The 22,295-nt window shown below is 39.2% G+C and carries 24 protein-coding genes; 20 read left to right on the forward strand and 4 right to left on the reverse strand.

Features of this window, described 5'->3' with window-relative positions; genetic code table 11:
* The first annotated feature begins 1 nt into the window (after position 1).
* The 13 genes from BXY41_RS01630 to BXY41_RS01690 all read left to right on the forward strand — a co-directional run bounded on the left by BXY41_RS01630 (position 2) and on the right by BXY41_RS01690 (position 12,803).
* A complete protein-coding gene (locus tag BXY41_RS01630) occupies positions 2-1,030 on the forward strand; it encodes an ABC transporter ATP-binding protein (protein WP_104433891.1) in 1,029 nt (342 codons plus the stop codon).
* Positions 1,023-2,018 carry an ABC transporter ATP-binding protein gene (locus BXY41_RS01635; protein WP_104433893.1) on the forward strand — a complete coding sequence of 332 codons (996 nt, stop codon included), beginning with the start codon at positions 1,023-1,025 and terminating at the stop codon, positions 2,016-2,018. Before BXY41_RS01630 ends, BXY41_RS01635 begins: the two co-directional genes overlap by 8 nt.
* Positions 2,019-2,147: 129 nt before the next feature.
* Positions 2,148-2,879: an amino acid ABC transporter ATP-binding protein gene (locus BXY41_RS01640; protein ID WP_104433895.1), complete on the forward strand. Its 732-nt coding sequence runs from the start codon at positions 2,148-2,150 to the stop codon at positions 2,877-2,879.
* Between the two features lie 42 nt (positions 2,880-2,921).
* Positions 2,922-3,818, forward strand: a complete 897-nt coding sequence (locus BXY41_RS01645; RefSeq protein WP_104433897.1) for a transporter substrate-binding domain-containing protein — start codon at positions 2,922-2,924, stop codon at positions 3,816-3,818.
* 26 nt (positions 3,819-3,844) lie between these two features.
* Positions 3,845-4,579 carry an amino acid ABC transporter permease gene (locus tag BXY41_RS01650; protein ID WP_104433899.1) on the forward strand — a complete coding sequence of 245 codons (735 nt, stop codon included), beginning with the start codon at positions 3,845-3,847 and terminating at the stop codon, positions 4,577-4,579.
* The gene (locus BXY41_RS01655) at positions 4,573-5,235 is read left to right on the forward strand and encodes an amino acid ABC transporter permease (RefSeq protein WP_104433901.1); all 663 of its coding nucleotides are present in this window, start codon (positions 4,573-4,575) and stop codon (positions 5,233-5,235) included. Before BXY41_RS01650 ends, BXY41_RS01655 begins: the two co-directional genes overlap by 7 nt.
* Positions 5,236-5,250: 15 nt before the next feature.
* Positions 5,251-5,847: a cytidylate kinase-like family protein gene (locus tag BXY41_RS01660; protein WP_104433903.1), complete on the forward strand. Its 597-nt coding sequence runs from the start codon at positions 5,251-5,253 to the stop codon at positions 5,845-5,847.
* Positions 5,848-6,016: 169 nt separating this feature from the next.
* Positions 6,017-6,946, forward strand: a complete 930-nt coding sequence (locus BXY41_RS01665) for a magnesium transporter CorA family protein (protein WP_104433905.1) — start codon at positions 6,017-6,019, stop codon at positions 6,944-6,946.
* A gap of 217 nt (positions 6,947-7,163) precedes the next feature.
* Complete coding sequence (locus BXY41_RS01670; protein ID WP_104433907.1) at positions 7,164-8,846, forward strand: DEAD/DEAH box helicase; 1,683 nt, start codon at positions 7,164-7,166, stop codon at positions 8,844-8,846.
* Between the two features lie 130 nt (positions 8,847-8,976).
* On the forward strand, positions 8,977-10,344 hold the full coding sequence (gene rlmD, locus BXY41_RS01675; protein WP_104433909.1) for a 23S rRNA (uracil(1939)-C(5))-methyltransferase RlmD: 1,368 nt from the start codon (positions 8,977-8,979) through the stop codon (positions 10,342-10,344).
* A gap of 365 nt (positions 10,345-10,709) precedes the next feature.
* The gene (locus BXY41_RS01680) at positions 10,710-11,300 is read left to right on the forward strand and encodes a hypothetical protein (RefSeq protein WP_104433911.1); all 591 of its coding nucleotides are present in this window, start codon (positions 10,710-10,712) and stop codon (positions 11,298-11,300) included.
* A gap of 142 nt (positions 11,301-11,442) precedes the next feature.
* Positions 11,443-12,294 (forward strand): hypothetical protein, encoded by an 852-nt coding sequence (locus BXY41_RS01685; RefSeq protein WP_104433913.1) that lies wholly within the window; start codon positions 11,443-11,445, stop codon positions 12,292-12,294.
* Positions 12,295-12,389: 95 nt separating this feature from the next.
* Positions 12,390-12,803, forward strand: coding sequence for a hypothetical protein (locus BXY41_RS01690; RefSeq protein ID WP_104433915.1), 414 nt, complete (start codon positions 12,390-12,392; stop codon positions 12,801-12,803).
* Positions 12,804-12,928: 125 nt separating this feature from the next.
* Here the strand turns inward: BXY41_RS01690 and BXY41_RS01695 are convergent, their stop codons facing one another.
* The 4 genes from BXY41_RS01695 to BXY41_RS01710 all read right to left on the reverse strand — a co-directional run bounded on the left by BXY41_RS01695 (position 12,929) and on the right by BXY41_RS01710 (position 15,553).
* Positions 12,929-13,888, reverse strand: a complete 960-nt coding sequence (locus BXY41_RS01695) for a zf-HC2 domain-containing protein (protein ID WP_104433917.1) — start codon at positions 13,886-13,888, stop codon at positions 12,929-12,931.
* The gene (locus BXY41_RS01700; protein WP_341457792.1) at positions 13,885-14,355 is read right to left on the reverse strand and encodes an RNA polymerase sigma factor; all 471 of its coding nucleotides are present in this window, start codon (positions 14,353-14,355) and stop codon (positions 13,885-13,887) included. The genes BXY41_RS01695 and BXY41_RS01700 overlap by 4 nt, the downstream gene beginning before the upstream one ends.
* Before the next feature lie 159 nt (positions 14,356-14,514).
* Complete coding sequence (locus BXY41_RS01705; RefSeq protein WP_104433921.1) at positions 14,515-14,814, reverse strand: hypothetical protein; 300 nt, start codon at positions 14,812-14,814, stop codon at positions 14,515-14,517.
* 298 nt (positions 14,815-15,112) lie between these two features.
* Complete coding sequence (locus BXY41_RS01710; RefSeq protein WP_104433923.1) at positions 15,113-15,553, reverse strand: hypothetical protein; 441 nt, start codon at positions 15,551-15,553, stop codon at positions 15,113-15,115.
* Between the two features lie 432 nt (positions 15,554-15,985).
* Between BXY41_RS01710 and BXY41_RS01715 the strand changes: the two genes are divergently transcribed.
* From BXY41_RS01715 to BXY41_RS01745, 7 genes are all read left to right on the forward strand, one after another.
* Positions 15,986-17,467 (forward strand): GGDEF domain-containing protein, encoded by a 1,482-nt coding sequence (locus BXY41_RS01715; RefSeq protein WP_104433925.1) that lies wholly within the window; start codon positions 15,986-15,988, stop codon positions 17,465-17,467.
* A gap of 4 nt (positions 17,468-17,471) precedes the next feature.
* Positions 17,472-18,584, forward strand: a complete 1,113-nt coding sequence (locus BXY41_RS01720) for a BMP family lipoprotein (RefSeq protein ID WP_104433928.1) — start codon at positions 17,472-17,474, stop codon at positions 18,582-18,584.
* Between the two features lie 267 nt (positions 18,585-18,851).
* Positions 18,852-20,066 (forward strand): alpha/beta hydrolase family protein, encoded by a 1,215-nt coding sequence (locus tag BXY41_RS01725; RefSeq protein WP_104433930.1) that lies wholly within the window; start codon positions 18,852-18,854, stop codon positions 20,064-20,066.
* A gap of 17 nt (positions 20,067-20,083) precedes the next feature.
* Positions 20,084-20,860 (forward strand): formate/nitrite transporter family protein, encoded by a 777-nt coding sequence (locus BXY41_RS01730; protein ID WP_104433932.1) that lies wholly within the window; start codon positions 20,084-20,086, stop codon positions 20,858-20,860.
* A 153-nt stretch (positions 20,861-21,013) separates the two neighbouring features.
* Positions 21,014-21,487, forward strand: coding sequence for a MarR family winged helix-turn-helix transcriptional regulator (locus tag BXY41_RS01735; protein ID WP_104433934.1), 474 nt, complete (start codon positions 21,014-21,016; stop codon positions 21,485-21,487).
* Positions 21,488-21,552: 65 nt separating this feature from the next.
* Complete coding sequence (locus BXY41_RS01740; RefSeq protein WP_104433936.1) at positions 21,553-21,789, forward strand: hypothetical protein; 237 nt, start codon at positions 21,553-21,555, stop codon at positions 21,787-21,789.
* A gap of 61 nt (positions 21,790-21,850) precedes the next feature.
* Positions 21,851-22,243 carry a metal-dependent transcriptional regulator gene (locus BXY41_RS01745; protein WP_242980011.1) on the forward strand — a complete coding sequence of 131 codons (393 nt, stop codon included), beginning with the start codon at positions 21,851-21,853 and terminating at the stop codon, positions 22,241-22,243.
* The last annotated feature ends 52 nt before the right edge of the window (positions 22,244-22,295 follow it).

Here is a 22,295-nt window from a genome sequence, read left to right on the forward strand (position 1 = left end):
ATTGGAAGAGACATTAAAAAAGAAAGAAAAAATACTGTCTGCTGCAGACATTCGGACCACCTTCCATACTCATGGCAGGACCGTACAGGCAGTGCGTGGAGTCAGTCTGTATGTGAAATCCGGTGAGATTCTGGCAGTGGTTGGAGAATCCGGAAGCGGAAAAAGTGTACTTATGAAATCGGTTATGGGACTGATGCCGGATAATGCAGAGGTGAAGGCTGATGAACTTACGTTTGCCGGGCAGGATATGCTGTCTATGGATCCGGAGCAGTTAAGAAAGATGCGGGGAAAAGAAATGGCCATGATTTTCCAGGATCCCATGACTGCCTTAAATCCTTTAAAGACCATTGGCTCTCACTTAATGGAGGTATTAAAACGCCACCGGGGAATGGATAAAGAAGCGGCAAGAAAAGAATCGGTTGCTGTATTAAACCAGGTTGGAATTCCCTCTCCGGAGAAGCGGTTGGGACAGTATCCCCACGAATTTTCCGGAGGAATGAGACAAAGGGTTTTAATCGCCATGGCTCTTTGCTGCAGGCCAAAGCTTTTAATTGCCGATGAACCTACCACTGCTCTTGATGTGACAATTCAGGCACAGATCCTGGATCTGCTTAAGAGTCTTCAGGAAGAAACCGGTATGAGCATTATTCTCATCACCCATGACTTAGGGGTGGTAGCCAGTTTAAGCCATAGAATCGCAGTTATGTACGGCGGACTTTTAATGGAGGAAGGAACCACAGAGGAGATCTTCTATTCCCCCAAACATCCTTATACCAGGGCACTTCTTCATGCAGTGCCCAAACCCCGTTCAGCAGGGAAAGAACGCCTGGAGCCCATACCAGGCATGGCACCATCACTGATTAACCCGCCATCTGGCTGTCCTTTTGCGGAACGGTGCAAATTCGCCTGTGAAGACTGCAGGAAAGAAATTCCCCAGTACCGCACTTACAGCGATACCCAGAGAGCCTTGTGCATCTATTCCGGGGAAGAGCTGGATCATAAGGAAGGGGAGGTAGAATCCCATGGATAATAAAAATAATGAGATACTTCTGGAAGCCAGAGATCTTTGTAAGTATTTTCCAGCCAGAGATTTCTTTGGCAGGAAAAAAGCGGAGGTAAAGGCAGTTGATCATATTAATCTGGCCATACGAAAAGGAGAGACCTTTGGTCTGGTAGGAGAATCCGGGTGCGGAAAATCCACCCTTGGCCGTACTTTAATCCGTATGTATGATCCCACTTCCGGCTCTATTTTGTTTAAAGATCAGGATATCACCGGCCTTAAAGGAAGGCAGCTTCTTCCTGTTCATAAACAGATGCAGATCATTTTCCAGGATCCCTATTCTTCTTTAGATCCCCACCACAATGTGCGGGAGATATTAAAAGAGTCCCTGACTGCAGTTTCCGGTTTATCCAATGATGAAATGGAAGGCAGAATGGAAGAGATCTTAAAAAAGGTGGGATTGAAACCGGATGATATGTATAAATATGCATATGAGTTTTCCGGCGGACAGCGCCAGAGAATCGGAATTGCAAGAGCATTATTAGTGGAACCGGAGTTTCTTCTGTGCGATGAGCCCATCTCTGCCCTTGACGTATCCATTCAGGCCCAGGTGGTTAATCTGTTAGAGGATTTACAAAAGGAGATGGGGCTTACCTATCTGTTTGTTGCCCACGATTTATCCATGGTGCGCCACATTTCAACCAGGATCGGAGTCATGTATTTAGGAAGACTGGTGGAGATTGCAGATAGTGATGAGTTGTATGAAAACCCCCTTCATCCCTACACAAAGGCGCTGCTTTCTGCCATTCCACTGGCAGATCCAAAGCTGGCAGCCCAGTCAAAACGGGTGATGCTAAGCGGTGAGCTTCCCAGTCCCATGAATGTTCCAACCGGATGTCATTTCCATACCAGATGTATGTATGCAAGGGAAGACTGTAAAAACCATATACCGGAAATGATGGAAGTTTCTCCCGGTCATTTTGTAGCCTGCCCCTATGCAGGGGAAAATAATTCTTGACTTTTGATGCAAAACTTTTTATAATAACAACAATTAAAAAACGCAACCAGGCAAAGGCGCCTAAGAACTTAAGATTCTTAGGCGCCTTTATGCTTTTTTTCAGAAATTACGCAGAGAGGGGCTGGAAACATGCCAGATATGGTGAAAGTTGAAAACTTAAAAAAGAACTTCGGAGACCTTGAGGTGTTAAAGGACATCAGCCTTACGGTCAGGGAAGGGGAAAAACTGGTAATCATCGGACCATCCGGCTCCGGAAAATCCACGTTTATCCGTTGCATTAACTATTTAGAGGAGCCTACCAGCGGTACCATTACCGTGGCAGGCACACAGGTAACAAAGAAAAATCATTTGGAAATGGCAAAAAAATACTCGTCTATGGTATTTCAGCAATTTAATTTATATCCCCATCTGACTGTTCTGGAAAATCTGACACTGGCACCCGTTAAACTTCAGCACGTTCCCAAGGAAGAAGCAAAAAAGATAGCAATGAAGTGTCTGGAACGTGTAGGTTTAAAAGATAAAGCGGGTAATTATCCGGTACAGCTTTCCGGCGGACAGCAGCAGAGGGTGGCAATTGCCAGAGCATTATGCACGAAGCAGCCGCTGATTTTATTTGATGAACCCACATCAGCACTGGATCCAGAGATGGTGCAGGAGGTATTAAACGTTATGGTGGAGCTGGCTCATGAGAATATTACCATGATTTGTGTGACACACGAGATGGGATTTGCCCGTCAGGTTGCAGACCGTGTAATTTTCATGGATGGTGGGTATATTCTGGAAGAGGGAACACCGGAACACTTCTTTGAATGTCCGGAACATGAGCGGACAAAAGCGTTCTTAAGCAAAATCCTTCATTAGGGTGATGTTTAATATAATAAGATGATTGAGGAGGAAACAATTATGATGAAGAAAATGTTATCCCTGGCACTGACGCTTGCTATGGCAGCGACCTTAACCGCATGCGGTTCCAAAGCACCGGAGACAACCACCGCACCGGCAGATACCAAAGCAGCAGGTTCTTCTGCAGAAGCAACAACCGGATCAGGTGCAGCAGGCACAGCTGCTAAAGACGTGCAGAAGATTATTGACCGCGGAGTGTTAAAAGTAGGCTGTAAATCAGATATTCCAAAGTTCAGCTTACAGAATACAGCAACTGGGCAGTACGAAGGATTTGAAGATGATCTTGCATATGAGATCGCCGGATCCATCTTCGGATGCAGCGCAGCTGAGGCAAAGGAAAAGAAACTGGTGGAATTCCAGGGCGTAACGGCTAAAACAAGAGGACCTTTATTAGAGAATGGGGAAATCGATCTGGTTATTGCAACCTTTACCATTACACCAGAAAGAAAAGAAACCTATAATTTCTCCACACCATACTATACCGATGCAGTAGGTCTTTTAGTAAATAAAGATTCCGGAATCAAATCCATTCAGGATTTAGATGGTAAAGTAATCGGTGTTGCACAGTCTTCCACAACAAAGGACGGATTTAAGAAGTATGTGGATGAAAAAGGATTAAAGGTAAACCCACAGTTCCAGGAATTTGATGGTTATCCTGCGCTGGCTCAGGCACTGGCAACCAAGCAGATTGACTGCTTCTCTGTTGACCGCGCCATCCTTGCAGGTTATGTAAATGACGGAAATATGATTCTGGAAGACCGCTTCGCAGAGCAGGATTACGGTGTTGCAGCTGCAAAGGGAAATACAGGTCTTGCAGAGGCAGTAGAGAAAAAAGTTACTTCCATGCTTTCTGATGGTTCCATGAAGAAACTTCAGGATCAGTGGGGATTACAGTAAGCTGTTTTAAGTAAAGGAAAAATGACATGATTAAAGGTCTTTTTGATGGAAAACGATGGAGTGCCCTCTTCGCGGCATTCCCCGAATATTATATCCCTGGATTTCTTATGACACTTAAAATATCACTGGTAGGACTGGCGGTTGCGCTGGTCCTTGGAGTGATATTCGGCATGTTCTCTTCATCCAAGTGGAAGCTGCTTAAGATCATTTCACGAATCTATGTGGAATTCATACAGAATACGCCTCTGGCTTTACAGGTCATGTGTTATTACTCGGTTCTTCCCATGCTGTTTTCCAGTTCCGGGTTTCGTATCCCTAAGTTTGTATTAGGGGTTATCGGGGTAGGCGTCTATCATGGTGCCTATATTTCTGAGGTCATAAGAACCGGAATTGAAGCGATTCCAAAGGGGCAGTCTGAGGCAGCAGCATCTCAGGGTTTTAGCTATCTGGAAACCATGTATCATATCATTCTGCCTCAGACCATTAAAATTATTATGCCGCCTCTCGCCAATCAGGCATTAAACCTGGTTAAAAACACTTCCATACTCGCCATGGTTGCGGGCATGGATCTGATGTATTTTACGGATTCATGGGGCGCTGACAGAGGGTATTTTGCCCAGGCATATTTTACAAGTGCAGTGATGTACTTTATTATCTGTTTCCCGTTAGCCAGACTGGCAAGATATTTGGAAATCCGCTCCATGCGGCTGCCAGTTGCAAAAAAGCTTGAGATACAGGCAGACGAGGAGGCAGCATGTTAGAATTATTTCAACAGATATTTACACCGGCAAATGTACTTTTCATGCTGAAAGGCTTACAGATGACGGTCATGATCGCTGTGCTGGCTACGATCCTCAGTATATTTTTCGGAACCATACTGGCACTGATCCGTACTTATTCTTCCGGAAAATGGAAGTGGGCAGGAACTTTGGTAGCAGTCTATACAGAGTTCTTCCGCTGTACCCCCAACCTTTTATGGATTCTCTGGATCTATTTTACAGTAAAAGGGAATAAAGTAGGAGTATCGGTATTTGCCATTACCCTGTTCACTTCTGCAGTTATGGCAGAGATCTTTCGGGGTGGGTTAAATTCCATTCCCAAGGGGCAGTTTGAAGGGGCGCAATCCCAGGGCTTCAGCTTTTTTCAGACATTGTGGCACATTATACTGCCTCAGACATATAAGAAGGTGATTCCGGCTCTCTTAAGCCAGGTGATTACCATTATTAAGGATACCTCATTCTTAAAGATGGTAGACGTAGCAGAATTCATGAGAAACTGCGCCGTAGTCCTTGGCAGTATCTACGATGTCAGAGGAATGATGATGCTGTTTGCTTTCGAGGCACTTTGCTATTTTACCATCTGTTTTGCCCTCAGCTGTGTAGTCAGGGGATATCAGAAAACAATTGTGACCGGTTAGGGAGGTACATCTGTTATGGAGAAGTTTACGATCACCATTACCCGTGAGTTTGGCAGTCTGGGGCGTTCCATTGCCAGAGAACTGTCACAGATTCTGGGAGTGGAGTTTTATGACCGGGATATTGTGGAAGAAGTTGCAAATAAGCTGAATCTGCCGGTTTCAACAGTCAGTAACGAGGAGGAAAAATCCAGGCACAGCTTTCTTCCAAGAATGTTCCCTTTAGGAACTGACGAGGAATATATGCAGGATATTATATTTGATGTGCAGAAGGATATTATTCTCAATCTGGCAAAAAAAACAAGCTGTATCCTGGTTGGCAGATGCTCTGATTTTCTTCTTGAAAAGGAAAAAAATAATATCAACATTTTTATCTACGCTTCTTATGAGAAACGTCTGCAAAACTGTGTGGATACACTTGGTATGACAGAGTCTGAGGCGAAACGTATGATTTTATCCGTAGACAGAGCCCGCAACGCGTATCATAAAAAATATGCAGGCTATTTACCTGGTGATCCGGAGCATAAGCAGCTGATGATTGACTCCTCGTTACTTGGCGTGACTGGAACCGCAAAGTTAATCGCAGAGATTGTACATCAGTTATTTGAATCATAAAATGGATTCAGAAGTTTCCTATTAAAATAGGCCTTTTTGGTGAAACTAGGATGGGAGTCCCAAGGTTTGCCCAAAAGGCCTGTTCTATTGACAAGTGAAATGTCAGGTACTAAACTTAGAAAAGGCAGGTCAAAACAGGACCGAGTATCGGGTTTAGGAGGAAACAGATGTGAGATATAAATTAGACAAAAGACTGATTCCCGTAAAGGGGGAAGAATCGATATCTGAGGATGATGTTCTGATTGATATTTTAAGCAAAGAAGAATATCTAAAGGGGCATCATACCCGTTACGAAGACCATATATTAATCCGGAGTCTGGAGCGGGGGCAGTACTGCAGAACAGATTTGTTAAAAGACTGTGTGGTAGGTACCCTGGTAATACCTGTGAAGAAAAATCCTTTGAAACGCCCACTGATATTTGGTTATTATATGAATGAAAACCGCCTGATCCTGATTGATGACAGCGGAGAAGCTGATAGAATGTTAAAGGAGATTGATAAGACACAGATTTTTGAGAAGACTTATCCGGCCCATCTCCTGTTCGAGTTTTTGGAATATCAGGTCAGAGATGACATTGAATATCTTCAGAAATATGAGGAATACTTAACGGAAATGGAAGACAGAATCATGAGCGGCAGAAGGGAAAAGGAAGACGTGCTGGGAATCATTCTAAAGGCCAGGAAGGAACTGGCTAAGGTGGCGTCTTATTATGGGCAGCTGATGAATATGAGTCAGACCTTAACGGAGAATTATAATGGTCTGTTAAAGGATGAGGAACGGGCACTGTTTCACCTGTTTGCCGGTAGAATGGCAAGGCTTTTGGAATACGGGAGAGAACTGCGAGAATACGCTCAGCAGATTCGGGAGATGTATCAGGTGAGAATGGAAATGAAGCAGAATCACGCATTATCCTTTTTAACCATGGTGACTGCTGTTTTTGCTCCTTTGTCTCTTATAGCGGGCTGGTATGGCATGAATTTTAAAAATATGCCGGAGCTTAACTGGACTTATGGATATCCTTTTTGTATTCTTTTAAGTATCCTTTTAATTGGATTAGAAATATGGTATTTTACGAAAAAAGGGTGGTTAAAAAAATAACGGAAAACAGGAATAAAATTCCCATTTAACAGTAGAAAAATTAATATGAATCCCTTGACATGAAAAAAAAAACCTGTTATACTTTACTTTCGTGTGAAACGAGAGGATGAAGGTCTGAAACGTGCCTGATACCTCTCGTTTTGTTTGCGATAGTGTGTTTGTGCGGCCGTCGGCAACATAAGAACCCGGCTGGCAATGAGAAAGGAATTAATCATTTATGGAAACAGTTAGATTTGATGAGTTACAATTAGATGAAAGAATTCTGCGGGCAGTAGCAGATATGGGATTTGAAGAGGCATCTCCGATCCAGACCCAGGCAATTCCGGTACAGCTGGAGGGAAGAGATATCATTGGTCAGGCCCAGACAGGAACTGGAAAGACCGCTGCCTTTGGTATTCCCCTGTTACAGAAAATTGACCCTAAGGTAAAAAAGCTTCAGGCGGTGGCCCTCTGTCCAACCAGAGAGCTTGCTATTCAGGTGGCAGATGAGATCCGCAGGCTTGCTAAATATATGCATGGTGTGAAGGTTCTCCCTATCTACGGAGGCCAGGACATCGTGAAACAGATCCGTTCTTTAAAAGACGGTACTCAGATCATCATCGGAACTCCGGGACGTGTTATGGATCATATGCGCCGGAAAACCGTTAAGTTTGATTTTGTCCATACAGTTGTTATGGATGAGGCAGATGAGATGCTGAACATGGGATTTTTAGAGGATATGGAAACGATTTTAAGCCAGCTTCCCGAAGAGCGTCAGACCGTTATGTTCTCCGCTACCATGCCTCCGGCAATTCTTGATATCGCAAGAAAGTTCCAGCAGGAGCCGGTAAATGTGAAAGTAGTGAAGAAAGAACTGACAGTCCCGAAAGTAACCCAGTATTACTATGAAGTAAAACCAAAGAGCAAAGTGGAAGTTATGTGCCGTCTGTTAGATATGTATGCACCAAAGCTTTCCGTTGTTTTCTGTAACACCAAGAAGCAGGTTGATGAGTTAGTACAGGCACTTCAGGGAAGAGGATATTTTGCAGAAGGTCTTCACGGAGACTTAAAGCAGATCCAGCGTGATCGTGTCATGAACAGCTTCCGTAACGGTAAGACAGAGATTCTTGTGGCTACTGATGTGGCAGCCCGTGGAATCGACGTAGACGACGTAGAAGCGGTATTTAACTATGACCTTCCACAGGATGACGAATACTACGTACACCGTATCGGCCGTACCGGTCGTGCCGGACGTGAAGGAATCGCATTCAGCTTTGTTGTTGGCAAGGAAGTATACAAGCTTCGTGACATTCAGCGTTACTGCAAGACCAAGATCGTACCTCAGGCAATACCATCTCTTAACGATGTAACTGCCATCAAGGTAGACAAGATCCTGGAAGGCGTTGCAGCAACTATCGGTGATACTGATTTAAGCAAGACCGTTAATATCATTGAGAAGAAGCTGTTGGAAGAGGATTATACCTCTCTTGATCTGGCAGCAGCCCTCTTACGTATGATGATGGGTGAGGAAAACGAAGACATCATCGATACCAGAGAACCCCGTTCCCTTGACGAGCTGGAAGGCTTCGGCGGCGGAAACGGCAGAGGCAGAGGCAGAAGCAACAACGGCGGCCGCGGCGGAAACGGCGGAAGATATGATTCTTCCTCCAGAGATGACATGGCCCGCTTATTCATTAACATCGGTAAGAACCAGAATGTAAAGCCAGGAGATATTCTTGGTGCCATTGCTGGAGAATCCGGTATGCCAGGCAAGATGGTTGGAAGCATCGACATGTATGACAAATATACTTTTGTAGAAGTTCCAAGAGAAAGCGCTGATGCCGTATTAACTGCAATGAAAGATGTTAAAATCAAAGGTAAAAATATCCATATGGAAAAAGCCAACGGAAAAGGCAAATAAATTTTCGGGAGCTGAACAACGAAGGAAGACGTCCTGTCTTGCGGGAGTTGTTTAGCTCCTGTTTTTTTCTTGCTTCCTGAGAAAAAACAGGATACAATTAGTTCAAATGAGGAGTCAATTGGAGGACGAAATGGCAGAGTGGAAGAAAAATGACAGGATCCAGGTAATAATTGAGGATCTGAGTGAGACAGGAGAAGGAATCGGTAAAACGGATGGTTTTACCTGGTTTATAAAGGATACAGTAATTGGTGATCAGGTGGAAGCAAAAGCCATGAAGGTGAAGAAAAATTACGGCTTTGCGCATTTAGAACAGATTATCAAGCCGTCAGAAAGCAGAATTACCCCATTGTGCCCAGTAGCGAAACAGTGCGGAGGCTGCCAGCTTCAGTCTATGAGCTACGAAGAGGAACTTCGCTACAAGGAACGCAAAATCTATGGCAATATTACCCGGATCGGCGGCTTTAAAGATGTTCCAATGCTTCCTATTATGGGGATGGACGAGCCATGGAGGTATCGAAATAAAGCACAGTTTCCCTGGGGGGTGGATAAGGATGGGAGGCCTGTGGCAGGCTTTTATGCAGGGAGGACTCATGCCATTATCGGGTGCGAGGACTGTTTGTTAGGTGTGGAAGAGAATCGGGAAGTGTTAGGGCATATTAAGGCCCATATGGAGCGATACCATCTGGCTCCTTATGATGAGAGCACTCATAAGGGACTGATCCGCCATACGCTGATCCGGAAAGGATTCCAGACAGGTGAGCTGATGGTGTGTCAGGTGATTAACGGGAATCAGCTTCCACATAGTGAGGAGTTGGTGAAGAGCCTGCTTGAGATCCCTGGGATGGCAAGTATATCTTTGAATGTGAATAAGGAACAGACTAATGTGATTCTGGGTAACAAGGTGGAGAACCTTTTTGGACCCGGATATATCACTGATTATATAGGTTCTGTACAGTACCGTATTTCTCCTCTTTCTTTTTATCAGGTTAATCCGGTACAGACTAAGAAGCTATATGAAACTGCTTTGGAGTATGCGGGGCTTACAGGCGGTGAGACGGTATGGGATCTGTATTGCGGAATCGGTACGATCTCTTTATTTCTTGCGCAGAAAGCGAAGAAGGTCTATGGAGTGGAAATCGTTCCCCAGGCGATTGATGATGCAAGGGAGAATGCAAGGTTAAATGGGATTGAGAACGCAGAGTTTTTTGTAGGAAAAGCGGAGGAGGTACTGCCGGAACAGTTTGAGAAAAATCAGGTTTATGCCGATGTAATTGTTGTGGACCCGCCAAGAAAAGGGTGCGATGAGAAATGTCTGGAGACCATTGTGAAGATGGCACCGAAGCGGGTGGTGTATGTCAGCTGTGACTCTGCGACGTTAGCAAGGGATTTGAAATATCTGGCGGAGCGGGGGTATGAGCTTGTGCAGGTGAGAGGGTGTGACATGTTTCCCTGGACGACGCACGTTGAAACTGTGATTCTGATGACTCGTTGTTATTAAAACGATAGATAAGCTACTTGTCTAAGATAGTATTGCAGAAATTCAAACGCAAGGAATGTTTTATATGCTGATGGATTTGTACACTTCCCACCAATACACAAGGCGTGTTCCTGGGAAATGAACGTCTGAATCCAATTCCTATGAGGTTATGTTCTTCGTTACTGAAAAACATAGCCTTTTTTGTTGTCTACTTTAACTTGACAAATAATATTATTTTATGTTTTAATAATAATGTAAAATAAATAATTAAACAATATTTATTTTACATTATTATAAATGAAAGGTTGTGATTCCATTGGGATTTAAGGTTTACAATTAAAAATCAATATCTTACAATTACTAATTAAAATTTGGAGGGAAAGTTTATGGGAAGTGTAAAAAGGTATTTAGGATTATTTCTTTCATGTTTTCTAATTTTAGGAACCAATTTGACAGCATTTGCCGCTACACAGTATCAGGATGTGATTACTCAAACTGAAGCGGGGGCTGAGGAAACAAGGTTAGGTAATTTTTCAAACAAAAAGGTGGTTGAATTTCAGCCTCAGGCAATAGCTGGGCTCGCAAAAAAAGATGTTATTGTCATTTCAAATGTAAGCAAACCTACAAGATATAATTTATTTCAACCAATATCAAATTATGTTGCTGCTCCGGGAACTGTCTCAGTTTCAAGAGGCGTCAGCACTACAATCAGTGCTTCTGTCACTGGCGGTGTCACGGTAGATGCAGAAATTTTAAAAGCCAATGTAGCTTCAACATTAGGCGGTTCTGTTACATTTACTACAACACAGACTATTTCTTATCCTGTCTCTTCTGGATATAAGGGGAGAATAGTATTAAGATATTCACAGGATCGTTATACATATACTGTAACAAAGAATAGTAAATCGTATAATTGCTCTGGGTATACCGCCGCTTATGATGAGTATTATGCGTTACAGCAGATATCATTAAGATAGAGTGGTAACGTAAATATAAGGCATAGGAGTGAATAAGTAACTTATTCACTCCTATCGTTTTTCAGCGTAAGGATTAGAATAATAAATTATTAATGATAAAAGTTAGCTTATTTGTGCTTTGAGAATTGAAAGGAATACAATTATGAAAAAATTATTTATTTTACTGACAGCTACATTAATAATTTTACTAAGTGGTTGTAATGAAAATGAATTCCAAAGAATATTAAAAAAGGTTGATTTTAATCAAGATATTGGTTTATATTATATTGATAATTCCAAAGATACTGACTCGCTGTTGCTTTTTGCAAGTACAAAAAACTTAAGTGATGAAGAATTTAATTATTTAGTTGACTCGAATATACATATTATGTTAATGTCCGATAATAATAAACTAATGTTAGAACCCGATAATATTGAATGGAAACGGTGTGATCCTAATCTACTTAAAAATGGGATTTCTTTACGCTTGTTTTTAAATAAAACGAAAGACATGCAAGAAATGGTCTTTAAGAATATAGTCTTTACAAGTAAAAAAACAAAAGTTACAATGAAGATTCAGCCTATTTATTTAAATGTATATACAAGTGAAAAAAATGGAATTTCTATTATGGAATCTCCAATTGCACCTCAAAATAAAGTCTCTTTAAATAAAAATCATTCGTATGCATATAAAATTCTGGATGCGAATGGAGTCATTACCGAAGATTTAGAAGTTGAAATGTTCTATCCTGAGAATGTTCATAATTATATAGATATTAGCAGTCTCATTGCTTCAAGAGATGAAAATACAGAAAAGCAAATTAGAGAAGATTATAAAAATACAATAAGTGAAGAAGAATTAGCCAAAATAAAGGTCTATGAAGTTCGTTGTGATTATATAATAAAGAAAGAGTCGAATATTACTTTTCAGCCCAAAATTAAAATTAGGTTTTCAGAGAAGGAACAGGATCTTGTACCTTTTGAACCCATCTGCTTTTTTAATAATACGAGGTGATGAGTGAAAATAAATGGAGTTTGAAACGATCTTTACTGAGGATTCTCAAAATATTGGATCTTGTACCTTGAACGAAGAGAAAGGAATAAAAATTTATGAAACATAGAGTTCTAATTATTATAGTATCCATACTTTTTTTATTATTGCAAGGATGTGGAACAAAAAGCAGCAGTAATGATATTGAGAAAACAACAGATGATAATACTTATAATCTATTGATTACGAATAATACTCCACTGTTTTTGAAAAGTATTGTTATAAAAAGTAGTGATATTGACAAAAGTAAAGAAAATACTGATGCACTTATAGACAGTAATATAAAAACCGGAGAAGTTGGAAAGTTTAACATATCTAATGTTGGACCATATAATTTCAGAATAACTCTCAATCCTAAAAATAATTACTCTGTTAGCCAAGAGTTTGAAGAAAATTTCAATAAAGGTTCAATAGTAAATTATGAGGTTGTGATTGAAAATAATGAGATTACTATTAAAAAAATTGATAAGTAAGTCTGGTGTTCGATTACAGTGTAAGTGGTAGACCTGGCAGGTCTACCACTACGAGTTTTATGAATCTTGAACCTTTATGACTGGCATTCTCTTTTTTTATAATATTCTGATCTGAGAACACTTTTTTAACTGATTTTCTTAGTTTTTATATAATCTAATATTGTATTCATATCATCTTCAGATATCTTTTTCAAATGTTGTCCTTGTTTGTAAAAATAATATTGTCCGTCTTCCTGATATAGAAAAACACGTTCATCTATTACTTCTTTTTGCGATTCCTTATCGTCTCTAATCCATCCAGAGTATATACCGGTGGTAAGAGGAAAGCTAATAATAAAGTATTTGTCATATTTTTCTTCATCAAAAGACATAAGGGCCTTGCTGGAAACCTCCGTAGCATTATCATACAACTTTTTTATCATGGCTGCCCCATTTACATCATATAAATCTACAATATTTTGGTAATCCCCTTTTTGAAATTCGGAAATGGACAAATTTAAAAATTGAGACCTTGTAATAACTTGCTGACTTTCTTTTCCTTGCCATACAATATCTGCTTCTCCATTCCATGGAATTTTAACTGAGAATTGATTATTGGGATAGAAAACAGATGGCATAATCTCATATATCTTAATTTTTATTTGATTGTTTTTATTATCCTCATATATTTTAATTCTGGCACTTGTATTTGCTCCTTCAATAGTTCCATGTATCCAATAAACTTTACTATCCATATCATAATTCCATTCATAATTAATAGGTGCATCTCCAATAAATATAGGAGTTCCAATAATAAATAAGCGGAGAAAAATTGCAATTAGTATAATACAAAAAATTGTAATAACCCCTGACAAGATATAAGCTCTCTGTTTAAAGGAGTGTTTTACTTTTCGCATATAGTCAATTTCCTTCTTTGGTACTGTCGGGCAGTCAATAGGCTTTTGTATATTTTCAAGGTATTTTCTGCAGGACTCGCACTGTTCCAGATGCCGATGGATTGCATTATTACTATCTTCACTGGTTAGATTTTCAACAAACAATGGGAGCATATCCCGAACGATACTACAATCTAATGTATTTTTCATTCCAATCCCTCCATTAATTTTTTCTTACCTCGATAAAAGGTTACCCGCGCCCATGTCTCTGATTGATTTAAAAGCTCTCCTATTTCTCTGAAACTAAGTTCTCCTGAAAGCCTCAGATACATAACCTCTCTCATAGGCTCGGGCAGATTGTGAAGCATTCGGTATATTGACATTTTATCCTGCTTATCTATCACCGTAGACTCAACGGATTTTGAATAATCAGGAAAAGTTTCATCCAAGGGTTCCGTTTTTTTTCGTCGGTTTTTATCCAATTCCTGATACCATAGATGTTTTGCGATCTGGCAGAGCCATGTAGACATTCTACAGTTTCCGTTATATGTATGAATGGATAACATGGCACGATAAAAAGTCTCTTGTGTCAATTCTTCCGCTGTATGAGCGTTTAAAGACAGGGAAAACAAGTATTTATAAATTAAGTCCGCATATTCTTTGTAAATCCCATCCATTTCCCACACACAATCACCTCCTGAGCCGATGTTTACTTCGAAGCAGTTTATTCAGAAAATACAGCAATTGCCGAAGCTTATATTGTTAGTAAACTGCTATATGTTCTGCAATCTTTCAAATGGAGCAGACACGAATATAAATGAGTGTCTGCCCACCAGTTAATCTGACACTGGAATAGTTATATATGAACCATCTGTCCCTAAGGCAAAAATGATTTCTTTCACGCCATTGGACACAATAACCTGACCTATCTCAAGATTCGAATCTTCGTTGTCTGCCACGGAGTCACTTTGAATAGGGGGGTGTTTATCGGCAAATAAAGTAACTTCAGTATTATTTTTACCTATTAACTGCAACGAAGTAGGATTAGCCTTTGCGTTTACGATACCGCATGTTAACAACCCTATTACAGCCACCAAACATATTGCAGTTAATGGTCTTCTGATTTTGTTAAGCATAAAAGCACCTCATTTCTTCTTGATAACTTTGTATAGTTCCTTATGCGGATATAATATTCAATGGAATCACCTCCTAAAACATATATCCATTTTAGTAGTAATTCGTTACATTGAAATATAAAATTCTATAATAAGACATATGAATTGTCATCATTATCTAATGCAATTTTTAAGGGTTTGCTACCTGAAGTTTGAATATAGGCAGCAAACCCTTGAATCCAAAAGATATAGGGCAGGTAACAATTACTTCACTTACTTTTTGTTTAACTTGTCCGACCAAATGAGCCGTCTACTTAGGTTATTTTTCATAACCGCATTCTTTACATGTACTGCTGAATAAGGGGTAGGAGTGTTTATATTTTGTCCACGAGCCATAAAATTTAAAACCAGTTTTTTTACATTGCACACAACGTGCATTTTGAACAGTTCTAATCCTATAACAATATGTAGAATCTGACTTATTATAACTATTACTTTGAGCGGTCACAGATCCATATGCCTCTAATTGAGTATGAGAGCAGGTCTCAGTAGCCTTTAACAAAGAGTTTATTAAAGGCGCGGTATAAAATGATTGATCTTCGTTTACTTTGATTACCACATCATTACCTGTTTCAGTATGAATGACATTACCAACCGAAACAGGTTCGTGATTATGTTGAGATGATGAAGCAAAAACAGTTGTATTTATTGAAATAACCATTAATGCTGCTAAAGATAAAGAAAATATTTTTTTAAACATAACAATCCTCTCTTTCATTTATTTGGAATAACAAGTAATACTATAATAATTAAACTTATGAAAACATTGGAATCACTCCTTTACTATATTGTTTTATGTAAAAATATTATGTTTACAATTTGTGACATTGTATTATAAATAATAATAAAATATTTATAATACAATATAATTAAATCATGTTTACTGTTAGAATGTCAACAAATTTCTAAAAAATAACGTTATAAATAAAATAATTATAAGTTGCTATAAAAATGTATTATATTTAAGTGATATATTTAAGTGAATTTATGGAAGAGAAACACTTGTTATGGACGGTTTATGTGAAATATAGTAAACTCAACGTAATAAAACGTGCAATCTGAATTCTGGTATTTAGGATAGGTTCAAGTGTTCTAAAGAGGTCAAAATTGATGAGATCATCGGAGGAGTTATATGAAAATTAGCGGAAAGGCTCCTAATGCAAAGATATTAGCAATCATTTTGCCAATAAGCACATTGCTAATTCTAATACTTGTGACATTATATAAATTTGGCGTCAGCAGTAATAAGACGGCAATTACTATTGTTGAGGACGAGATTGCAGCAACAGCAGAAGGATTTTCTTCCCAGATTTATGAGGATCTTGACAATATGACCCGTATGGGAATCGCATTTCGTGATATGATAGTTGCTTTACCTATGGAAAAATCCAAAGATGCGTTACCATTGATCGGAACTTTATGTGCCAATTCCCAGGCTTATATGGTGGTTTATTGTGATACGGATGGGATTGGAGTTACACAGAATGGCATTAAAGTAAACGTTGAGAAAGATGAATTGCTTCATCCAAATGCAGGAACGGCACCTTATTATGCATACATTCAAAAAGATCGAATTATGCAGGCGGAAGCAGTTGTATCAGTAATTCCAGTTGTCAGGGAAGGGACTGTCAGCAATTACATATTAATGTATTATTCCGTCAGCCGTATAAAGAGGATTTTTCATCAAAATAAATTATTTGATAACGCGAATTTTGTATTTAGCGTAGATCATGGTATTGTGATTACAACCGATGGCATTGAAGAGAAACCGCCTAAGGGAACAACAATAATTCAATTACTAAAGGACTGGGATCTTAAGACCGATACAGATCAATTGCAGATGGCTTTAAATAGTAATAAAAAAATAGCTGCCTTTACAAGTCAAACGTATAATAAATATGTAATCTGTACACCCGTCGGGATTAATGACTGGTATATTACAATTGGGTTTGACAAGAAATTGTATGACAATCTGTTAACAAGAGAATGGGGTGATATAAAAAAGCTAATCGACTATTTACTTGCTCTGATCATTACCTTTGTTATTGTATTAATAGGAACCATGATTATTATGCGCATCATTTATAACAAAACAAATAAAAAACTGCTAAAGCAAGCCAATATGGATCTCCTCACCGGATTATATAATAAGATGGCAACAGAGAGTAAGATCAAGGAGTATATAAAGGATTATCCTCATGCAGGAGGGATATTGTTTATATTGGATATTGATAATTTTAAAAATATCAACGACAGCCGTGGACATGCAGAAGGGGATGCGGTTTTAAAAAGAGTGGGACATCATTTGCAAGAAGCGTATGGTGATCATCATGTGGTGGGCAGAATTGGTGGAGATGAATTTATTATATTTGTTAAAGACATTCTTTTGGAACAAGAAGTAGCAGAACAAATTAAAAAAATGAAGGAATGCCTGCAAGTTTTAACCCAAACGGAGGGAAGCGTACAACCTTGTACCTTCAGCGCAGGTGCATGCTTATACCCCAATGACGCACAAGAATTCAGTAATCTCTATAAAGCGGCGGACAGGGCGTTATATGAGGCGAAAAAAAATGGGAAAAATCAGCTGAAAATCATACAGAGAGATGAGGGGTAGAAGGATGCGGAGGATGAAAAGTTTTTTCCTTATTGCAAGTGTTTGTATGATTTTATCTGGTTGCAGCAATGGGTATAACTCAGAGAAGGTAAAAACAGATGAGAGTGTAACGGCTTCTTTTGATAAAGAAAAATATGAAATAGCCTTGGTATCGTTCTTTGGAACAACCCAGGACCATTCCTTTGGACAGGCCACATGGGAAGGAATCGAACAGTATGCAAAAGAACATAATATTACGTATAAATTATATCAGCCAGAGGAAGCTACTTCAGATAATTACATCGAGAAGATTGATTTGGCAGTTGAAAATGGAGCCAAAATAATTGTTTGCCCTGGGTTTTTATTTGAAACACCTGTTTTTATAGAACAGGATAAATATCCGGATGTAAAATTTGTTTTGATTGACGGACAGCCTCATAATGCATCTTATACGGAAACCCGAATAAACGATAATGTATTATCGCTGGTATTTTCGGAGGAGCAGGCAGGATTTTTAGCTGGATATGCTGCAGTAAAGGATGGCTATAAAAAACTGGGATTTATGGGGGGAATGGCGGTGCCATCCGTAATTCGTTATGGTTATGGGTTCGTACAAGGCTGTAACCTGGCTGCAGAAGAATTGGGGACAAAGGTTGAAATTACATATAACTACACAGGTACTTTCTTTGAGTCACCGGATATCAAGTCACTGGCAGACAGTTGGTATCACCAGGGCACACAAGTGATTTTTGCATGCGGCGGTGCGATCGGCAAATCGGTTATGAGTTCTGCAGAGGAAAATAAGGCAAAGGTTATTGGCGTTGATCTTGATCAGAGCTCAGAATCAGTGACGGTAATTACTTCAGCCATGAAGATGTTAAAACTAGTTGTTTATGATGCGTTAAAGGATTACTATACTGGTTCGTTTCATGGAGGAGTCCCCCAAACCTATTCCGTTAATAATAATGGCATAGGACTTCCTATGGAAACATCTAAATTCAGTACATTTTCAAAGCAGGATTATGATGCAATATTTGCCAAGCTGGCAGCAGGGGAAATTATTATCTATAATAAAACAGATGATTCAACAACAACAGATCTTAATTTAACAGCCGCAAAAGTTATTTATATAAAATAATGGAATTCAATAACAGTTGTTTTAACCAGCCCAGGCTTATAGCTGCCATGTAATAATTTATCAATAAAAAACTATTGCAATTTTAAAAACATTGATATATAATGTTGATTGAACAAATGATGAATGAAAATTTCAATTACAATTTTTTACCTGGAGAAAAGAACGTATTATTTTTCCAGGTAGTTTTTAAAGATTTTTATTCACTGAATGTTCAATGAAATACAAAACCATACAAACTAACATCACAATTACGAGGAGGATACCGACATGAAACTTTATTTTAACGATCAGGCATTTTCATTTGAATTATTAAGGGCAGCAGCCTACGCAGGTTATCAGGGTGCAGAGATAGGGGAGTGCCTTGCAACCGCAGCAAAAATGGAAGAAGGCAACTTTGAAAGCTGGTTTCTGGAATGGAGAAAAACAGCGGACAGAACTTACCAGACGGCGATGGATTGCTTTAATAAGAAGCATAAGGTAAGCGCCAGAGAGGCATTTTTACGGGCCCATAATTACTATCGTACTGGAGAATTCTTTTTAGATGGAACTGACGAAAGAAGAATGGAAAATTTTGATAAAAGCGTCATGGCATTTGAAAAAGGAATGGAGCTTTTAGACACACATTTTGAAGTTGTAAAAATCCCTTACGAAGGAACTCATTTGAAAGGATATTTTTACGGTGCATCTGAGGACAAAAAAGGAGAACTTAAAAAACGTCCGGTGCTTGTATTTATAGGCGGATATGATTCCACTTTACAGGAACTGTATTTCTGCGGAGCCGCTGCAGCAATCAAAAGAGGCTATCATTGTCTGGTATTTGAAATGCCAGGACAGGGAGAAGCGTTACGGAAACAGAATCTTTTCATGCGACATGACGCAGAAGTGCCGGTAAGCGCAGCTCTTGATTATTTAGAGACAAGACCAGAAGTTGATATGGAGAAGCTGGCACTGCTTGGTATGAGTCTTGGTGGCTATTTTGCACCGAGAGCAGCGGCATTTGATGAGCGGGTTAAGGCTTGTATCGCATTCAATGTATTTTACGATACCTTTGATTCTACCCTGAATCAGAATCCACAGCTGGCTCAGGTACTTCAGCTTCCGGAGGAAAAAAGAGAGCAGATGCTTGCCATGGCAGAGGAACACAATTCTAATCTAAAATGGATGCTTAACAATGGAAAATGGGTGTTTGGCTTACAGCACCGGTATGAAGTGTTTGAAGAAATGAAAAAAGCTTCTTTAAAAGGAATTGCTGGAACTATTAAATGTCCTGTTTTGCTAACCATGGGAGAGACAGACCACTTTGTATCCAAAGACCAGCTGGATACTTTGCTGGAAGAAATAAAAGCTCCCAAGACAGTCCGTGTGTTTACCATTGAGGAAGGGGCGGAAGAGCATTGCCAGGAGGGAAATCATGCACTTTTCCATCAGGTTATGTTTGACTGGATGGATGAAGTGTTTGACTGTAACATGGAGGAAATTTAATAAAGGCAGGTGCGATTATGTATGCAGATGAAATTAAAAAGGTTGCGGAATCGGCACAGAATAAAAGTGATTTTTTAAATGGAAACCTCTCAAAATATATGGTATTGGCAATGATGTCCGGATTTTTTATTATCATAGGAGTTGCTCTTTCCTTTTCCGTAGCTGCAATTACCCAGGTAGAAGGAAAATTTTATGGAAAAATAGCAATCGGGCTTACCTTTTGGGTAGCCCTTGGGCTGTTGGCATTTGCCGGAGGTGAACTTTTTACTGGAAATTGTTTTGTATTTACAGTCGGATGCCTGGAAAGAACGGTAAGTCTTAAAAAGGCAGCAAAGCTGTTGCTGATAAACTATATTGGAAATCTTCTGGGTTGCGTGGTATTATCTTTTATTTATGTGCAAAGTAAAGCCATGATTGGAATATCTGATGTATATATTGAAAAAACAGCAATTTCAAAACTTGGTATACCTTGGGGACAGTTATTTTTCCGCGCTGTGCTGTGTAATTTTGTTGTTTGCCTTGCAATCTGGCTGTGTTACAAGATGAAAGAGGAAAGTGCGAAGCTGATTATGATGCTATTTTGTGTATTGGCATTTTCAGCTTCCGGGTTTGAGCATTCCATCGCCAATATGGGTATTTTCTCAATTGCGCTAATGCTGCCCCATGAAGCGGGTTTGACCGTTTTGGCTGTAATAAAAAATATATTGATTGTTACCGTTGGTAATATGGTAGGGGGATCGCTTCTGCTTGCAGTACCTTATTGGTATGCTTCCAAATCAAAGTCAGTTGGGTAAGAGTTAAATTTGTTCTTCTTTTAAGAGCAAGGTATATAGAAATATGTACCCTGCTCTTTTTTTTGAACAATGAAAAAGCCCTTGGGATATGGCCCCTCTCTGCATAAATAAAATATTCTTGACAAAAGCGTATGGCAACCATATACTGTTGGTATGGAAAAAAATAAAAACAACAAACATGAAATTGCATATGAATCCTTAGATCTGGCGTTTGCATTAATGGAACTGGATAAAAAAACACGTTACTACGGAACGGATGTACCAATTTTCCACTCAGAAATCCATGTGATAAAGGCGATAGCAGAACACCCCTGCATTCACGTGGGCGGCCTGGCGGATATTTTGGGTATAACAAAGGGAGCTGTTTCTGAAATTCTGAGAAAGCTGGAGAGAAAGGCTCTGGTTAAAAAAGAAGTTGATGAACTAAATTTATCCAGATATTTACTGAGCCTGACAGAAAAAGGAGAAAACGCTCATAAAAATCACATGTATTATCATGAAATTATAAACAACATGGTGGAAAATGAACTGCAAGATGCTACAGATTCGAATATAAAATTTTTGTCAGAATTCTTGTCTGGCTTAATTAACAAGATCCAGAATTTTGATGAAAATATAATCAGATAAAAATTTTGCATAAGTGTATGGTAACCATACACATTTTTCACAACACTGGGTTAGGAGGGACTAACATGAAAAAGAAAATAAAAGAACATTATACTCATGAACATAGTGAGGTTAGCGAACAGCAGTATCAGCAAAAACTCAAAGTTAACCAAAAATTACTTGAAGCACTTTTTAATTCATTTTCTCAATGCTTCAGCGCACCTTTTTATCCATATGATCGTTCTGCCTTTACAGAAACTGATTTGTTTATCAATCAACCGGTAGATAACGAGAAGAATAAGAGTTCAAAGTTAAAAAAGTAATTGTGTCAAAGGGTATGGTAACTATACGCTTTGTATTACAGTTTAAAGTGGAGGATCAGCTGTGAAACAGGATAAGAATGATGGATTGAGAAAGAAACTTAGTCCATCAAGGGAAGAATATTTAAAGGCTATATATATGCTTTCTCAAAGAACTCAATTAGTACGTTCAATTGATATTGCTGTATATTTAGGGGTTTCCAAGCCCAGCGTCCATTGTGCGGTAAATGCCTTACAGGATGAAGGGCTGGTTATCAAACCTTTAGGTGGGGAAATTCAGCTCACTGAGAAAGGACGTAAACAGGGTGAGATTATTACAACTAAATTTCAGATAATTAAGGATTTTCTGATTGCATGTTGTAATGTCAATGAACTGACAGCAAGTGCAGATGCCTGCAAAATGGAGCATATTATCAGTAATGATTCTGTTTTTGCTCTGAAAAAATATATAGGTTAGAGTAAGTAAACGATCCTTTCCTTGCCCAGGAAAAAATTGAACCGCTGGATGA

Origin of the sequence: Lacrimispora xylanisolvens (assembly GCF_002934545.1) — a bacterium.
GTDB classification, from domain to species: Bacteria; Bacillota; Clostridia; order Lachnospirales; family Lachnospiraceae; genus Lacrimispora; species Lacrimispora xylanisolvens.

What these genes read in the sequence shown, in the direction of transcription:
- BXY41_RS01695 (WP_104433917.1), bottom strand. Translation starts at nt 13,888, where the DNA reads ATGAAAAATACATTAGATTGTAGTATCGTTCGGGATATGCTCCCATTG.
- BXY41_RS01710 (WP_104433923.1), bottom strand. Translation starts at nt 15,553, where the DNA reads ATGTTTAAAAAAATATTTTCTTTATCTTTAGCAGCATTAATGGTTATT.
- BXY41_RS01705 (WP_104433921.1), bottom strand. Translation starts at nt 14,814, where the DNA reads ATGCTTAACAAAATCAGAAGACCATTAACTGCAATATGTTTGGTGGCT.
- BXY41_RS01645 (WP_104433897.1), top strand. Translation starts at nt 2,922, where the DNA reads ATGATGAAGAAAATGTTATCCCTGGCACTGACGCTTGCTATGGCAGCG.
- BXY41_RS01655 (WP_104433901.1), top strand. Translation starts at nt 4,573, where the DNA reads ATGTTAGAATTATTTCAACAGATATTTACACCGGCAAATGTACTTTTC.
- rlmD (WP_104433909.1), top strand. Translation starts at nt 8,977, where the DNA reads ATGGCAGAGTGGAAGAAAAATGACAGGATCCAGGTAATAATTGAGGAT.
- BXY41_RS01670 (WP_104433907.1), top strand. Translation starts at nt 7,164, where the DNA reads ATGGAAACAGTTAGATTTGATGAGTTACAATTAGATGAAAGAATTCTG.
- BXY41_RS01725 (WP_104433930.1), top strand. Translation starts at nt 18,852, where the DNA reads ATGAAACTTTATTTTAACGATCAGGCATTTTCATTTGAATTATTAAGG.
- BXY41_RS01730 (WP_104433932.1), top strand. Translation starts at nt 20,084, where the DNA reads ATGTATGCAGATGAAATTAAAAAGGTTGCGGAATCGGCACAGAATAAA.
- BXY41_RS01690 (WP_104433915.1), top strand. Translation starts at nt 12,390, where the DNA reads ATGAAACATAGAGTTCTAATTATTATAGTATCCATACTTTTTTTATTA.
- BXY41_RS01635 (WP_104433893.1), top strand. Translation starts at nt 1,023, where the DNA reads ATGGATAATAAAAATAATGAGATACTTCTGGAAGCCAGAGATCTTTGT.
- BXY41_RS01735 (WP_104433934.1), top strand. Translation starts at nt 21,014, where the DNA reads ATGGAAAAAAATAAAAACAACAAACATGAAATTGCATATGAATCCTTA.
- BXY41_RS01740 (WP_104433936.1), top strand. Translation starts at nt 21,553, where the DNA reads ATGAAAAAGAAAATAAAAGAACATTATACTCATGAACATAGTGAGGTT.
- BXY41_RS01715 (WP_104433925.1), top strand. Translation starts at nt 15,986, where the DNA reads ATGAAAATTAGCGGAAAGGCTCCTAATGCAAAGATATTAGCAATCATT.
- BXY41_RS01640 (WP_104433895.1), top strand. Translation starts at nt 2,148, where the DNA reads ATGCCAGATATGGTGAAAGTTGAAAACTTAAAAAAGAACTTCGGAGAC.
- BXY41_RS01650 (WP_104433899.1), top strand. Translation starts at nt 3,845, where the DNA reads ATGATTAAAGGTCTTTTTGATGGAAAACGATGGAGTGCCCTCTTCGCG.
- BXY41_RS01685 (WP_104433913.1), top strand. Translation starts at nt 11,443, where the DNA reads ATGAAAAAATTATTTATTTTACTGACAGCTACATTAATAATTTTACTA.
- BXY41_RS01720 (WP_104433928.1), top strand. Translation starts at nt 17,472, where the DNA reads ATGCGGAGGATGAAAAGTTTTTTCCTTATTGCAAGTGTTTGTATGATT.
- BXY41_RS01660 (WP_104433903.1), top strand. Translation starts at nt 5,251, where the DNA reads ATGGAGAAGTTTACGATCACCATTACCCGTGAGTTTGGCAGTCTGGGG.
- BXY41_RS01680 (WP_104433911.1), top strand. Translation starts at nt 10,710, where the DNA reads ATGGGAAGTGTAAAAAGGTATTTAGGATTATTTCTTTCATGTTTTCTA.
- BXY41_RS01700 (WP_341457792.1), bottom strand. Translation starts at nt 14,355, where the DNA reads ATGGATGGGATTTACAAAGAATATGCGGACTTAATTTATAAATACTTG.